Origin of the sequence: Mycobacterium sp. SMC-21 (genome assembly GCF_045310825.1) — a bacterium.
Classification (GTDB): domain Bacteria; phylum Actinomycetota; class Actinomycetes; order Mycobacteriales; family Mycobacteriaceae; genus Mycobacterium.
This window is the reverse complement of record NZ_JBJIAO010000012.1, coordinates 36,142-49,485: the sequence shown is the minus strand read 5'-3', so window position 1 is coordinate 49,485 and position 13,344 is coordinate 36,142. Positions and strand designations below refer to the sequence as shown.

The following is a 13,344-nucleotide window of genomic DNA, read 5'->3' as shown; positions in this document are numbered from 1 at the left end:
AACATCGGCTCGCACCGCGGGAGAGTTTCGACGGGTTGTTTCCGTCTCGATACCGTCAGCGCAGCAGGCCGGCTTCCCGCAGCGCGTCCTCGTACAACTCGATGGCGTGATCGATGCCGCGATCGACCCAGCTGTCCACGAAGGCCACGCGGTCCGCGATCAGCTGGATTCCGGTGGCCCAGCGCTCGAAATCCCCAGCGCGGCGCAGCATGTCGATCTGGACGCGGGTGCCCTTGACGTGGATGAAGCCGCCCAGCTCCGTCGTCTGCGGGCGCAGCACCGTGACGTCGAAACTGTCGATCCGGCCGTCGTCGACGAGTGCCTGCAGGTAGCCGCGGGCATCGCGCAGCGCCGCGAGGGCCTGCAGTTCCCGTCCCGGGGTGGGCAATCCCCAGGCAATCCAGATTCCGGTCTCGGACATGGCGCCTTACGCTACGCGCGAGCCGAGCAGTCGGCGGGGAAGACGCGGGCGGCGCATGGTGCGCGCCACCCATTCGCCGAGGGTCACCCCGGCCGCCAGCGTGCAGCCCACCATGACGGCGGTGAAGAGGTTGGAGATGGCCGCCAGGGTCTGGCCGGCCATGATCTCGGACAGTCCGCGGTAGACCGCGAGACCGGGCACCAATGGCGTGATGCCGGCGACGGCGACGATGATCGGCGGGACGACGGCGCGCCGGGCCAGCAGGCCACCGGCCAGACCGACAACGGTGGCGGCGACCGCGGAGGCCACGATCGGACCCAGCCCCGCGTTCAAGATGGACCCGACCAGTCCCGCGCCGACGGCACCCGACGCGAACGAGGTGGTGAGCGCTTTCGGTGACGCGTAGCTGGCGAGCGCGAAGGCCGCCGACGCGAGACCGCCGGTGAGCACCATGATCGGCAGCGGCGCGTAGGGGAGCACCTCCTGCTGCATCGGCGGCAGGCCGGCGCCGAGGGTGGCGGTGAGTCGCAGCGCGATGCCCACGCCACCGACCAGTCCGGCGGTGTAGACCATCACCTCGATGAACCGGCCGGCCGCCGTGACGGGCGCACCGGTGATGGCGTCCTGCACCGAACCTACGAGCGACAGCCCGGCCATGAGCACGATGATGCCGGAGACGATGATGCGGTACGGCGCGACGACGGCGCTGTGTTCGATGGCCAGCTTGTAGATGAACGCTGCCGGGACCGTTGCCATGAAACCGCCCATGACCTGCTGGAAGAAGTAGGGCAGGCCGAGCTTGCCGAGTGCGACGTTGGTGCCGTAGATCGCGGCGGTGGTGATGAACGAGACGACGGCGAGTGTCGGGCTGCCGCCCAGCATCAGCGTCACCGCGGCCGCCATCAGTGCCCAGCCGGACAGCGCGACCTTGCGTGAATACGGGTGGTCGGCGGCGACGATGTGGTCCAGCGCCGCGCGGGCGGGCTTGAGGCCGAGGTGTCCGCGGCCGATCTGCCGGAGCAGCGTGTCGACCTGTTCGAGGCGCGTGTAGTCCAGCGAGCGGTATTTCACCGTGCGCATGTAGTTGGTCGGTGGCAGGCCGGGACCGCGCCGGGCCGAGACGTGGATGGCGTTGTAGGTGACGTCGACGGCGCAGTCCGGCAGCCCGTAGGTGGCGGCGACGAAGGCGATCTGCTTACTGGTGTCGATGGCGCCGGTGCCGGAGTCCAGCAGCACCTCGCCCACGTTCATCGCCAGCTCGACGACCTCGGTGACGGCACGTTCGTCGCTCAGGTCGATGGGTCGTGCCGGCGCGATGACGGGCAGGCCCGCGGTATCGGCGGTGGACGGCCGGTCACCGAGGATGCGGCGTCGAGCGGCGGCGACGCGGTCGCGCAGTGTCACAACAGAATCGTAGGTCCCATGACTGGCCACTCTCCGCCGTGTGCCAGATCACTGCCGGGCGGCGTTCGGTTGGCCGAGTGCCCGCCGACTACACCTTGCGGAACGTTTTCAGAGGGAGTCGTGCGTTGGGGGACCTTGGGCCGGGTGACCGGCTGTGGCGTCGTGCTGCCCGCTGGTGGCCGGTGCTGGTGGCGTTGGCCGTCACCGTCGCGCTCGCGATCGGTGGGCACTACTGGATCGCTGCCGGCTGGTCCGGGCCTCGGTGACCGGGCAGCTGCCGGTACTGCCGACTTAGGATTGAAGTCGGCTCGGGGGCGAGGGGGATGGAAATGACCGACGATCCGGTGATCGCACAGTTGGTGCAGGCCGTCGAGCAGAGCCCGGACGCGCTGGCTCTGCGCCTGCACCTGGCCGCATTGCTGGCCGATCGGGGCCGGCACGCCGAGGCACTGGCGCACTGTGGTGCGGTACTGGCCGCCGACCCGACCGACACCACGGCGCAGAACTTGTTGCAGCAGTGCACCGCGGCACTTGCCGCCCCAGTACCCGTAGCTGAACCCGAAGTGCCGCAACCGAAGTCGTCGTTCGACTGGGATGCGGCCGAAGATCAGGTGTCCGACATCGTCAAGCCCGCTTTTGTCGACGAACCGGCGCAGGCGGTGGGAGCGGACGACTTCGAGGCCGTCACGCGCAGTGGGGTGCGGCTTGCCGACGTCGGCGGCATGGACGCCGTCAAGAAGCAGCTCGAACTCTCGCTACTCGGGCCACTGCGCAACCCCGAGCTGATGAAGGCCTTCAAGATGTCGGCCCGCGGCGGGCTGCTGCTCTACGGGCCGCCCGGGTGCGGGAAGTCGTTCATCGCCAAGGCGGTGTCGGGCGAGTTGGGTGCGAACTTCTACCAGGTCGGCATCGCGGACGTGTTGCACCGCTGGTTCGGGGAGAGTGAACGCAGCATCCGCGCGGTCTTCGACACCGCGCGGCGCAACGCGCCGTGTGTGCTGTTCTTCGACGAGGTTGACGCACTGGGCCACCGCCGGTCCGCCCTGAGCGGGACGTCCGGCATCCGGACCATCGTCAATACCCTTCTCGAGGAACTGGATTCGGCCTCGGCGAGCAATGACGGCGTGTACATCCTGGGCGCCACCAACGCGCCGTGGGATGTCGATGCGGCGCTGCGCCGGCCGGGCCGGTTCGACCGGATGGTCTTCGTCGGGTTGCCCGACACCGCGGCCCGGGCCAGCATCGGGCGGTTGCACCTACAGGATCGTCCGATCGAGGGCATCGACCTGTCCGCACTGGCGGCTCGCACGTCGGGCTTCTCGGGCGCGGATCTGGCGCACGTCTGTGACACCGCAACACAATTGGCGATGGCCGATTCACTGCACACCGGGCAGGTCCGGCCGGTGCGGATGTCCGATGTGGAGGCGGCGCTGCGGCAGGTTCGCCCGTCGACCGGTCCGTGGTTCGATACGGCGCGCAACGTCGTCGAATTCGGCAATCGCGACGGCGCCTACGACGAACTGGCGAAGTACCTGCGTCGCAACAAGATTCGGTGACGGCCGAGGCTGTCGATGCCGCGCTGCAGCAGGCGCGGATGTACCTCGACGTCGACAATCATCAGCGCGCCCGTGAAGTGCTGGCCCACGCGCTGTCGATGGCGCCGGACCATCCGGCCCTGCTGATCTTCGATGCCCAGGCCGCCATCGGGCTCGGCGACTACATCGGCGCCGAGCGCAGGCTGTATGCGGCGCTGAAATCGGCGCCTGACAACGAGCACGCGATTCGGTTGTACGCGTTGGCGCTTCGCGGGCAAGGCCGGTGGCACGAGGCGAAATGGATGGCCTGGCGCGCGGTATGCGCTGACCCGAACGAGTATCGAACCCACCTGGTGTATGCCCACATCCTGTCCGATGAAGGCTGGCTGGATGCCGCGCTGGCCGAGGTGACCGAAGCGATCCGGCTGGAACCCTCGGATCCCGACCTGTTCGTGTTGCGCGGGAACATCTTTCGGAAGCTGTCGCGCACCGCCGAATCGGATGCTGAATACACTGCCGCGCTGCGGTTGCAACCCGATCACGCCATCGCGACGCACAACTTGGCAGTCAACCGGATGGCGCGGGGACGGCTACTGGGCGCGCTGCAGGGCTTCCTCGGCGCCGGCACGCTCGATCCGACCCTCGGCGGTCTGGCACGCCGCAACATCGCATTGGCGATGGCCCGGTGGCTGCGATGGTGTACCGCCGGAGTGCTGTTCCTGCTGTGGCTGCTGCTCGTCACGGCGGCCCCGGGCAACACCCTGGGTGTCGGACCCCGGCTCGGGATCTCGGCGGCGACCATCGGCCTTGGCGCTGCACTCGGAAGGCTGGTGGTCACCGTCGGGCGCCGGACCTTGGCGTCGGCGCTGAAAAGCCGGCCACTGCTGGCGATGCGCCTTGTGGTCGTTGTCGTCGCGGTGGTCCTGGGGGCCTTGACGGTCGTCAGCCGCCGGCAGTTGGAGGTGGTGCAGATCGGCGCTCCGATGCTGCTCATCGTCACGCTCGTGCTGGCCTGGGTAGGCCGCTTCACCCGGCAGTAGGCGGATTCGACGGCTGCATCGTCCTCAGTACGACTGGCCGTTGGCATATCGCTCGCGACGGTAGTGGCGGCCGTTGCCGCGGTTGCGACTCTTGTACGTCGGCAGCTGGGAGTCGCAGTTCGGACAGATCAGCCGCAGGTTCTCCCGACGGTTGTTCGTTGGGTTGCCGTCGATGTGGTCCAGTACCAACGCCAGCGGCAGGTCCTGCCAGGTCGTGTCTCCGCCACAGATCGCGCAGCAGCCGGACTGAGCGACTCCAAGGTATTCGCGCACGTAATGATCCGGGTAGCTGGCGAGGGCCGTCTCGCCGGTCTCGAGCCATCGCTTCGTCTTCGCGTCGCGGCGTGCTGACGCCTGACACGCATTACCGCAATAACTCTTCTGGCTGCGCTTCGTAAGGGGCGAACCGCATCCCAGGCAGAACCTCATGCGCGGACACTACGGCGAGCCACCGACAAGTGGTCGCTTCCTGTTGGAGCCCCCCGTCGGGATTGAACCGACGACCTTCGCTTTACAAGAGCGGTGCTCTACCACTGAGCTAGGGAGGCATGCGGCTCGAGCACGCCCGAACCGCCCCGAATCCTAACCCGTCAGCTTCACTGGCCGGATATCGGCGGGTCCTGCCCATTCTGGTCGACGACTTGCCGCGCGGCTGCGGCCTTGGCGGCTCGCTTGCCGCGTTGGCGGCTCAGCGGGATGCGCCCGGCGATGTTGCTCAGCGGGTTCACTGCCTCGTTGAGCACGAGCACCGCGTCGTACAGCTTGTCGACGGTCGGAGCCAGCCCGGCGAGCACGGGCGCCAGCTGGTTGAGGTTGTCGACGACGTCGTTCAACTTCATCAGGGCACCGTCGGGTGCGGTGAGGACGTCGATGGCGCCGCCCTCATCGAGCAGCCGTTCGGCGATGCCGCCCTCGCTCAGCAGGCGGTCCACCAGGCCGCCGTCGGAGAGCATCTTGTCGACCGGCCCGCCATCGCCGAGCAGGCGGTCGGCGATGCCGTCGGCACGCAGCACGCGATCGACCACACCGTTGTCGGCCAACAGCCGGTCGGCGATACCGCCTTCGCCGACCAATCGGTCCGCGATGCCCTCCGGGCGAAGAACCCGGTCCACGATGCCGCCGTCGGCGAGCATCTGTTCCACGACGCCGCCCTCGGCGAGGCCACGGTCGGCCACCCCGCCCGGGGCGAGCACTCTGTCGAGGATGCCGTCGGTGGACAGCACGCGGTCGACGACGCCGCCGTCGGCCAGGACGCGGTCGGCGGGGCCGCCCGGTTCGAGCAGCCGGTCGACGATGCCGCCCGAACTCAGCAGCCGGTCGACGACACCGCCGTCGGCGAGCACGCGGTCGGCCGGTCCGTCCTTGGCGATCAGGCGGGCGGCGATGCCCTCCTCGCTGAGTACCCGATCGACGACACCGTCGGGGGCGAGCACCTGTTCGGCGAAGCCGCCCGGGGCGAGCACGCGGGACAACGCGCCGTCGTCGGATGTCAATTGGTCCAGCAGGCCGCCGTCGAGGGTCAGCCGATCGATGACGCCGCCCGGTGCCAGGGCCCGGGTCACGGCGCCACCCTCGGCGGTCAGGCGGTCGAGGAGGCCGCCGTCCTGGCTGATCTGATCGACCAGGCCACCCGGGCGGAGCAACCGATCGAGCACACCGCCCGGTGCCAGCGCCCGGCCCAGCGGAGCGTCGTCGTCGACCAGGCGGGTGAGGCGGCCGGCCCGGCTCAGCGTGTCGTCGAGGCCGAGCATGGACATGACGGGCGAACCCACGCTGGTGTCGCCGAGCGCGTGTTGCACGGTGGACAGCGTGCCGCTGGCGATCTCCAGACCGGCGCTGGCGATCTTCAGCGGCGCCGCGGCCAGGTCTGACAGGGCTTTACCCAAATCCATCGGCCAAGTGTATGGCGCCGGTCACATCTGATGTGACCGAGATGCGGGAGGTCTGGCAAATGGCTGTACGACTCACAGCATCTTCACAGTCACCAGGCAGGGAGGATTTAAGGCCTGCGAGGACCATGGCTGCATGGCCATGGCTGCAGTTCCTGAGGCGACCCCCGAAGCGCGGATTCTCGTCGTGGACGACGAGACCAATATCGTCGAGCTGTTGTCGGTCAGTCTGAAGTTCCAGGGCTTCGAGGTGCACTCCGCCTCCAACGGCCCCGCCGCGCTCGACAAGGCCCGCGAGGTCAAGCCCGATGCGGTGATCCTCGACGTGATGATGCCCGGCATGGACGGTTTCGGCGTGCTCCGCCGGATGCGCGCCGACGGTATCGACGCGCCCGCGCTCTTCCTCACCGCCCGCGACAGCCTGCAGGACAAGGTGGCCGGCCTGACGCTCGGCGGCGACGACTACGTCACCAAGCCGTTCAGCCTGGAAGAGGTCGTGGCCCGGCTGCGGGTGATCCTGCGTCGCACGGGCCGCGGGGTCGAAGAGCCGCGCAGTGCCCGGCTGACGTTCGCCGACATCGAGCTCGACGAGGACACCCATGAGGTGTGGAAGGCCGGCGAACCGGTGTCGCTGTCGCCCACCGAGTTCACGCTGCTGCGCTACTTCATCATCAATGCGGGCACGGTGCTGTCGAAGCCCAAGATCCTCGACCACGTGTGGCGCTACGACTTCGGTGGCGATGTGAACGTCGTCGAGTCCTATGTGTCGTACCTGCGCCGCAAGATCGACACCGGTGAGAAGCGCCTGCTGCACACGTTGCGGGGGGTCGGTTACGTGCTCCGCGAGCCGCGGTGATGAGCGCTCGCGCGAAGAACAGACGGCGCTGAGACATTTTTGGCGGGGCATCACCAACAATGGAGTGATGACACGCCACCTGGGCGAGCGCAGCGACGGGACATGGCGCGGTACACGCGGCATTCCGCTGCGGGTGGGGCTGGTCGCCGCGATGGTGCTGCTGGCGGCCCTCGGCCTGCTGGCCTCCGGCGTCGCCGTCACCTCGATCATGCAGCACAGCCTGATCAACCGCGTCGACGAGACACTGCTCGACGCGTCGCGGAGCTGGGCGCAGGAGCCGCGGCGTATCCCGGCCACCCCGATCGAGGGCCCGAACCCGGCGCGGCCGCCGTCGAACTTCTACGTCCGCGGCATCGACCCCGACGGCCGGGCGTGGATCGCCGTCAACGACAACGACGCGCAGCCGGCGCTGCCCGACAGCAACGACGTCGGCCCGGTGCCGACGACGGTCGGCTCGATCCACCACTCCGACGTGAAGTGGCGGGCCATGACGGTGCGCGGCCCGGACGGGGAACTGACGACGGTCGCGATCGACCTGTCCGACGTGGCGTCGACGGTGCGGGCGCTGGCCTGGTCGCAGGTGGGTATCGGTGCCGCGGTGCTGCTGATCCTGGGCATCGCCGGGTACGTCGCGGTGCACCGCAGCCTCCGGCCGCTGGACGAGGTGGAGCGCACTGCCGCGGACATCGCTTCGGGTCAGCTCGACCGTCGTGTGCCCGAGCGGGACTCCCGCACCGAGGTCGGCCGATTGTCGTTGGCGCTCAACGGAATGCTGGCGCAGATTCAGAACGCCGTGGCCTCGTCGGAACAGTCGGCAGAGTCGGCGCGGACTTCCGAGGAGCGGATGCGCCGCTTCATCACCGACGCCAGCCACGAGCTGCGGACGCCGCTGACCACCATTCGCGGCTTCGCCGAGCTGTACCGGCAGGGTGCTGCCAGCGACGTCGAGATGTTGATGAGCCGCATCGAGAGCGAGGCCCGGCGCATGGGTCTGCTGGTCGAGGATCTGCTGCTGCTCGCACGGCTGGACCAGCAGCGACCGCTGGAGCAGCGGCCCGTCGACCTGCTGATCCTGGCGACCGATGCGGTGCACGACGCGCGGTCCATCGCGCCGCGGCGGACGGTGTCGCTGGAGTTGTTGGACGGCCCCGGGACTCCGGAAGTCCTGGGCGATGAAGCCCGGCTGCGCCAGGTGCTGGGCAACCTGGTCATGAACGCCGTGCAGCACACGCCGGAGACCGGTGGCATCACGGTGCGCGTCGGCACCGTCGGCACCGATGCCGTGCTCGAGGTCTGCGATCAGGGCCCGGGCCTGTCGGCCGAGGACGCCCACCGCATCTTCGAGCGCTTCTACCGCACCGACTCGTCACGTACCCGGACCAGCGGCGGCACGGGCCTGGGGCTCTCGATCGTCGACTCGCTGGTGCGGGCGCACGGCGGCGTCGTCACCGTGACGACCTCGCCGGGGCAGGGCTGCCGATTCACCGTGCGCCTGCCGCGGATCGGCGGCGCGGCCGGCTCTGCCGAATCAGCCGACGGTGCCGAGGGCGGCGATGATCTTGGCCTGAGCCTCGTCGAGTGATTCGGGCGACGGGTTGCGGTCGACGTTGGCGAACCCGAAGTCGGACAGGTTGCGGGCCGGGAACACGTGGACGTGCAGGTGCGGCACCTCGAGCCCGGCGATGATGACGCCGGCCCGCTCGGTGTCGAAGGCGGTGCACACCGCGCGGCCGATCTTCTGCGACACGGCCATCACCTTGCCCCACAGCTCGGGGTCCACGTCCTGCCAGTTGTCCACCTCGGCCCGGGGCACGACCAGAGTGTGACCCGGCGTCATGGGCTCGATGGTGAGGAACGCGACGACGTCGTCGTCCTCGTAGACGAATCGGCCCGGCAGGTCGCGGTTGATGATCATGGTGAAGACGGACGGCATGGGTCCAGCCTATTGCTCGACGCGGGTGCCGGATAGCCAGGGCTCGATGTGGCCGGCGAAGGGACTGTCGCCGATGGTCTCGTAGTCCTGCTGAAAAGCGTCCGCCGTCAAGTGCTTTCGCGGATTGCGGCCGGTCCCGACGAATCCCGCGAGCTCGAAGTCGAGGGCCGCGGACAACGACCTGTTGCCGCCGAAGTAGACGGCGCGTTTGACGGCCGCGATGGCGTAGGGGGAGCGGCGGGCCAGGCGCTGCGCGGTGGCCTGCACGTCGTCGAGCAATCCCTGGGCAGGCGCGAGCCGGTGCACGATGCCGGCGTCGAGCGCCTCGCGCGCGGTGAGCGGGCGGCCCTCCAGCATGTGCTCCAGCGCGGCGGACATGCCGAGCATCGCCGGAAGTCGTTGGCTCCCACCGCCTCCCGGTACCAGGCCGGCCAGAATCTCGATCAGGCCGATGCGGACCCGGTCGGCGTCGGCCGCGATGCGCAGGTCGCAGAACAGCGCGAGTTCGAACCCACCGCCGAGGGCCGTGCCGTTGATGGCCGCGAGGTAGACGACGCCCGACCGGTTCATCCGGGTGATGGTCCGCTTGAGGATTGCGCTGTAGACGATGCCGGTGCCCCAGTCGCCGCCGCGGGTCTCGGTGGCCCTGAGCAGGGCGGGCACGCGCATGGCGGCGTTGTTGAGCTTGATGGACCACGTCACCGCGCGTGACGGCAGCGGCGGCGTCGCCATCTGGAAGAACAGTTGCACCTGTTCGGGTTCGGAGTGCGAGATGAACTTGTCTCCGGTGCCGGTCAGGATGACGGCGCCGACCGACGGGTCCCGATCCGCGGCCCGGGTCAGCCGGTCCATGTCCTTGACGAGCCGCAGCGACAGGAAGTGGTTGGGCGGGTCGTCGAACCGCGCGGTCAGGACGCGGCCGTCCTGCTGCAGCGTCAGGGTTTCCAGGTTCAGCTCGGCGGTGCGTACCGGGGCTCGTCGTGGCACGGCGTCTTCCTAGGCGTTGACGGTCTGGACCAGGGCGGGGATGGGCCCGTCCGGCACGATGGTGAGCGGCGCGGTGATCGGGAACGTCGCGCTGCGCGACGTCAGCCGGCAGTGCCGGACGATCGACGCGAGTTCCAGGGTCGCGGCGGTCAGCGCGAAGAACTCGCCGATGCACGACCGCGGCCCACCGCCGAACGGCAGGAACTGCCACTGCATCCGGGAGCGCCCCGCGGTGAACCGATCGGGATCGAATTCCAGTGGGCGGTCCCACAATTGGGGGTCGCGGTGCATCGCGTAGACGCCGACCATGAGCATGCTGCCCGCCTCGACGCGGAAGCCGTCGACGGCCATGTCCTGCCGGGCGATCCGCATCACCGCGGGTGTCGGGCCGCCCAGGCGCAGGGCCTCCTGGATGACGCTGACGGTGTAAGGCAGGTGGCTGCGCGGATTGGTCCGTAGCGCGGCCTCGTCGACGGCGGCGACCTCGGCGGCGACCCGGTCGAAGATCTCGGGATGACGGCCCAGTGCCCACAGCGCGTAGGCGAGCGTCGTCGCGGTGGTCTCCAGTCCGGAGGCCAGGAAGATGACGAGCTCGTGGCAGATGTCCTCGTCCGTCAGCGGTTCTGAGGTCTCCGGGTCGCGGGCCTCCATCATGGCGCGGACGAGGGGCGCACTCAGCTCTGGATCGGTGCGGCAGTCCTGCAGAATCTGCGCGGCGAGATCGTGTGCCACGTTGTTGAACCTGACCGCGAAGCGCCGCTCCTTGGTCGGCACCCAACTCGGCAGCTTCACCGGCGCGCGGCCCCGGTCGGCGATGTACTTGCTGATGCGGCGCAGCGGATCGACCAATTCGTCTGTGTAAGAACCGGGTTCGAATCCCATGATGGTGCGGCCCAGCACCCGCATGGTGATCCGCCGGCTCTCCTGGTCGAGGTCGATCTCGGACCCGTCGCGCCACGAGGTCGCGGCGTCGGTGGCGATGTCATACATCTGCTCGTTGAGCTCGGCGATGCGCGCGGTGGTGAACACCGGTTGCAGCATGCGGCGCCGCCCGACCCACTCCTTGTGGCTGAAATTCAGCAGCGAGCCGCCGTTGAGCTTCTGTTGTTCCGTCATGAACGGGAAGTCGCGGTCGACGGCCGGGTACGTGGCGGTCAGGACGTCGCGGGCACCCTGCGGCGACGTGACGGCGATGATCGGCGGCATCATCCACTTCGGCGCGATGCGCACGGTGGTGACGGGCCCGCCGGCGTCACGGAACGTCTCACATCCGCTGTGCGCCACCTGGATTGCGGCGATGCGCTCGCGCAGACTCAGAGGCACGTCGGGGGCGAGGGGCAGCCGGGCGACGTCCGGTGCGTCGGTTGACACGGTCGGCTCCTGTTGTCAGATGTCGTACCGGACACCGGTGTGGTGTTCGGCGGCAACCCAATTCGCGGTCATCAGGGCCTGGTCGGTGGCCGCGCGGCCGGCCTTCGCCGGCGCCGGTAGCCCGCGCATGCCGAAGAATCGGTCGGGTCCGTAATAGCCACCGCCGGCGACGTCATCCGCGGCGGCGGCGTAGGTGATCGAGAGGGCCGCGACGTCGGCCGGCTGGCCGATGGCCCGGCACGAGGCGCGCCACGAGAGGTCGCCCCACTTGCGGCCCGAGTGCATGCCGGCGTCGGTGTCGGCCCAACCGGGTTGTGCGGATATCGATTTCACCGTGCTGCCGGCTGCCGTCAGGCGCCGCTGCAGTTCATTGGCGAACAGCAGGTTGGCCAGCTTGGCTTGGCAGTACCCGTCGAAAGCGGAGTAGCGACGGGTCCGCCATCCCGGATCAGCGGGCATGAGCCTGCCGAATCCCGGCCGCCCGACGAACTCGTGCGCGCGGCTGGTGACCACCACGACGCGATCGGTGATGCGGTCCAGGAGCCTGCCGACCAACGCGAAATGTCCGAGATGGTTGATGCCGGTGTGTAATTCGAAACCGTCGGCGGTCAGGCCGTAGGGCACGTGGCACACCCCGGCCAGCGCGACCACGGTGTCGACGGGTCCGCAGGCGGCCGCGGCCGACTTCACGGAGTCCAGACTCGCCAGGTCGAGGTTCAGCGTGTGCGCGGCAGAACCGATTTCGGCGGCCAGTGCCTCGGCCTGTGCCGGGCGGCGGCAGGCCAGGATCACCCGGGCGCCGGCGGCCGCCAGATGCCGCGCGGTCGCGGCACCGAGACCGCCGTTGGCGCCGGTGATCAGGACCGTGCGGCCGGTCTGGTCAGGAATGTGGGCGCCGAGCCAGTCTTTGGCGCCGATCGACCGCGTCATCTAGCCGCGGGCCCACTTGGGCTGGATGAAGACACCTTCGGCTTCGATGGTGACGCCCTGGTCGTCGGCGATGTGGGCGACCCCGTAGGCCTTGAAACCCTCGGTGCGCACGATGCGTGCCTCGGCCCGCAGCTTGCCCAGCGGCGTGGGACGCACGTACTTCACGTTGATCGTGCCGGTGAACCGGGTGGTGCCGTCGTTCGATGCGACCTCACCCAGCACGTGGTCCAGGATCATGGCGCAGACGCCGCCGTGCGCGTGGTTGGGCGGGCCCTCATAGGCGGCGCCGAGGGAGAATTCGGACCACACATAGTCGGTTGCTTCGAGCACGACCGTCAGCGGCGGCGCGACCGGGTTGCGCAGGCCCACAACGGCATTGGTCCACGGCAGCCACTCGCCTTCGGTGGTGAAGCGCAGGCCCCAGGTCTTCTCCAGTTGCTTGGAGCGCAACCGCGCGGTGGCCGACTCGATTTCGGCTTTCGCGGCCGCGATGGTGTCGGCATCGGCATCGCTGCGGGCGGTCGCGTCCATCAGTTCGCGGACGGACTGGGTCAGCGGCTCGAATACGGAACGGAGGCGCTGCGCTTCCTCCGGGCTGAGGGTGTCGGTGCTGAAGTCGAGCATGCCGCTACTAGAACATGTTCTACCGGATGCTGTCGAGCCCAGAGTTTGCTGCAGGACCGACCGCTGGTTTGCCACGGCGACGGGCTCCACTGAATTGACTGCGCGGTCAACGGGCCGATTCATGGCGCCGGCGGGTGGCGTTCGAAACGGTGTTATCGGTTGTGCGCCAACGCTGTTCCGACTGTGACCGGGGTTACACCGACCCATGCCATATGCAAATATTGAAACAAGTTCTAACTAGTTCGCTAAATTCATAATTAACGCTCTTGACGTGGATATTTACGCTTCTGGAATATAGACCGCGTCCGATTCGCGTGCTACAAACTATTGCCGTTAGTCGCTGGCATCAGCACA

14 protein-coding genes and 1 tRNA gene are annotated in these 13,344 nt (G+C 68.6%); 5 read left to right on the top strand and 10 right to left on the bottom strand.

The window, feature by feature from the left end; genetic code table 11:
* Positions 1-55: 55 nt before the first annotated feature.
* Positions 56-421: a hypothetical protein gene (locus ACJH6H_RS14410; protein ID WP_060999500.1), complete on the bottom strand. Its 366-nt coding sequence runs from the start codon at positions 419-421 to the stop codon at positions 56-58.
* Between the two features lie 6 nt (positions 422-427).
* Positions 428-1,825 (bottom strand): threonine/serine exporter ThrE family protein, encoded by a 1,398-nt coding sequence (locus ACJH6H_RS14405; RefSeq protein WP_267324589.1) that lies wholly within the window; start codon positions 1,823-1,825, stop codon positions 428-430.
* A 125-nt stretch (positions 1,826-1,950) separates the two neighbouring features.
* Between ACJH6H_RS14405 and ACJH6H_RS14400 the strand changes: the two genes are divergently transcribed.
* The 3 genes from ACJH6H_RS14400 to ACJH6H_RS14390 all read left to right on the top strand — a co-directional run bounded on the left by ACJH6H_RS14400 (position 1,951) and on the right by ACJH6H_RS14390 (position 4,400).
* Positions 1,951-2,091 (top strand): hypothetical protein, encoded by a 141-nt coding sequence (locus ACJH6H_RS14400; protein ID WP_162563299.1) that lies wholly within the window; start codon positions 1,951-1,953, stop codon positions 2,089-2,091.
* Between the two features lie 63 nt (positions 2,092-2,154).
* Positions 2,155-3,381, top strand: a complete 1,227-nt coding sequence (locus ACJH6H_RS14395; protein WP_406775126.1) for an ATP-binding protein — start codon at positions 2,155-2,157, stop codon at positions 3,379-3,381.
* Positions 3,378-4,400, top strand: coding sequence for a tetratricopeptide repeat protein (locus ACJH6H_RS14390; protein ID WP_406775125.1), 1,023 nt, complete (start codon positions 3,378-3,380; stop codon positions 4,398-4,400). The genes ACJH6H_RS14395 and ACJH6H_RS14390 overlap by 4 nt, the downstream gene beginning before the upstream one ends.
* A gap of 24 nt (positions 4,401-4,424) precedes the next feature.
* On the opposite strand, the gene ACJH6H_RS14385 is transcribed toward ACJH6H_RS14390, so the two are convergent.
* The 3 genes from ACJH6H_RS14385 to ACJH6H_RS14375 form a co-directional block, all read right to left on the bottom strand.
* Complete coding sequence (locus ACJH6H_RS14385; protein ID WP_406775124.1) at positions 4,425-4,829, bottom strand: HNH endonuclease; 405 nt, start codon at positions 4,827-4,829, stop codon at positions 4,425-4,427.
* A 44-nt stretch (positions 4,830-4,873) separates the two neighbouring features.
* Positions 4,874-4,948, bottom strand: a tRNA-Thr gene (locus ACJH6H_RS14380).
* Between the two features lie 48 nt (positions 4,949-4,996).
* The gene (locus tag ACJH6H_RS14375) at positions 4,997-6,292 is read right to left on the bottom strand and encodes a hypothetical protein (protein WP_406775123.1); all 1,296 of its coding nucleotides are present in this window, start codon (positions 6,290-6,292) and stop codon (positions 4,997-4,999) included.
* A gap of 133 nt (positions 6,293-6,425) precedes the next feature.
* On the opposite strand from ACJH6H_RS14375, the gene ACJH6H_RS14370 reads away from it, so the two are divergent.
* Positions 6,426-7,145: a response regulator transcription factor gene (locus tag ACJH6H_RS14370; RefSeq protein WP_020098732.1), complete on the top strand. Its 720-nt coding sequence runs from the start codon at positions 6,426-6,428 to the stop codon at positions 7,143-7,145.
* Positions 7,146-7,212: 67 nt separating this feature from the next.
* A complete protein-coding gene (locus ACJH6H_RS14365) occupies positions 7,213-8,727 on the top strand; it encodes a sensor histidine kinase (RefSeq protein ID WP_406775122.1) in 1,515 nt (504 codons plus the stop codon).
* Here ACJH6H_RS14365 and ACJH6H_RS14360 read toward each other — a convergent pair.
* The 5 genes from ACJH6H_RS14360 to ACJH6H_RS14340 are packed head-to-tail and all read right to left on the bottom strand — an operon-like array spanning position 8,674 to position 12,990.
* On the bottom strand, positions 8,674-9,078 hold the full coding sequence (locus ACJH6H_RS14360; RefSeq protein ID WP_064857336.1) for an HIT family protein: 405 nt from the start codon (positions 9,076-9,078) through the stop codon (positions 8,674-8,676). The genes ACJH6H_RS14365 and ACJH6H_RS14360 overlap by 54 nt on opposite strands.
* 9 nt (positions 9,079-9,087) lie before the next feature.
* Positions 9,088-10,065, bottom strand: coding sequence for an enoyl-CoA hydratase/isomerase family protein (locus tag ACJH6H_RS14355; RefSeq protein ID WP_138247820.1), 978 nt, complete (start codon positions 10,063-10,065; stop codon positions 9,088-9,090).
* Between the two features lie 9 nt (positions 10,066-10,074).
* The gene (locus ACJH6H_RS14350; RefSeq protein WP_406775121.1) at positions 10,075-11,436 is read right to left on the bottom strand and encodes a cytochrome P450; all 1,362 of its coding nucleotides are present in this window, start codon (positions 11,434-11,436) and stop codon (positions 10,075-10,077) included.
* A gap of 15 nt (positions 11,437-11,451) precedes the next feature.
* A complete protein-coding gene (locus ACJH6H_RS14345; protein WP_406775120.1) occupies positions 11,452-12,366 on the bottom strand; it encodes an SDR family NAD(P)-dependent oxidoreductase in 915 nt (304 codons plus the stop codon).
* Positions 12,367-12,990 carry a PaaI family thioesterase gene (locus tag ACJH6H_RS14340; protein WP_064857339.1) on the bottom strand — a complete coding sequence of 208 codons (624 nt, stop codon included), beginning with the start codon at positions 12,988-12,990 and terminating at the stop codon, positions 12,367-12,369.
* Positions 12,991-13,344 lie beyond the last annotated feature (354 nt).

Coding starts and splice junctions, on each gene's coding strand:
- ACJH6H_RS14345 (WP_406775120.1), bottom strand. CDS start 12,366: ATGACGCGGTCGATCGGCGCCAAAGACTGGCTCGGCGCCCACATTCCT.
- ACJH6H_RS14375 (WP_406775123.1), bottom strand. CDS start 6,292: ATGGATTTGGGTAAAGCCCTGTCAGACCTGGCCGCGGCGCCGCTGAAG.
- ACJH6H_RS14365 (WP_406775122.1), top strand. CDS start 7,213: ATGACACGCCACCTGGGCGAGCGCAGCGACGGGACATGGCGCGGTACA.
- ACJH6H_RS14410 (WP_060999500.1), bottom strand. CDS start 421: ATGTCCGAGACCGGAATCTGGATTGCCTGGGGATTGCCCACCCCGGGA.
- ACJH6H_RS14385 (WP_406775124.1), bottom strand. CDS start 4,829: ATGAGGTTCTGCCTGGGATGCGGTTCGCCCCTTACGAAGCGCAGCCAG.
- ACJH6H_RS14340 (WP_064857339.1), bottom strand. CDS start 12,990: ATGCTCGACTTCAGCACCGACACCCTCAGCCCGGAGGAAGCGCAGCGC.
- ACJH6H_RS14395 (WP_406775126.1), top strand. CDS start 2,155: ATGACCGACGATCCGGTGATCGCACAGTTGGTGCAGGCCGTCGAGCAG.
- ACJH6H_RS14360 (WP_064857336.1), bottom strand. CDS start 9,078: ATGCCGTCCGTCTTCACCATGATCATCAACCGCGACCTGCCGGGCCGA.
- ACJH6H_RS14370 (WP_020098732.1), top strand. CDS start 6,426: ATGGCCATGGCTGCAGTTCCTGAGGCGACCCCCGAAGCGCGGATTCTC.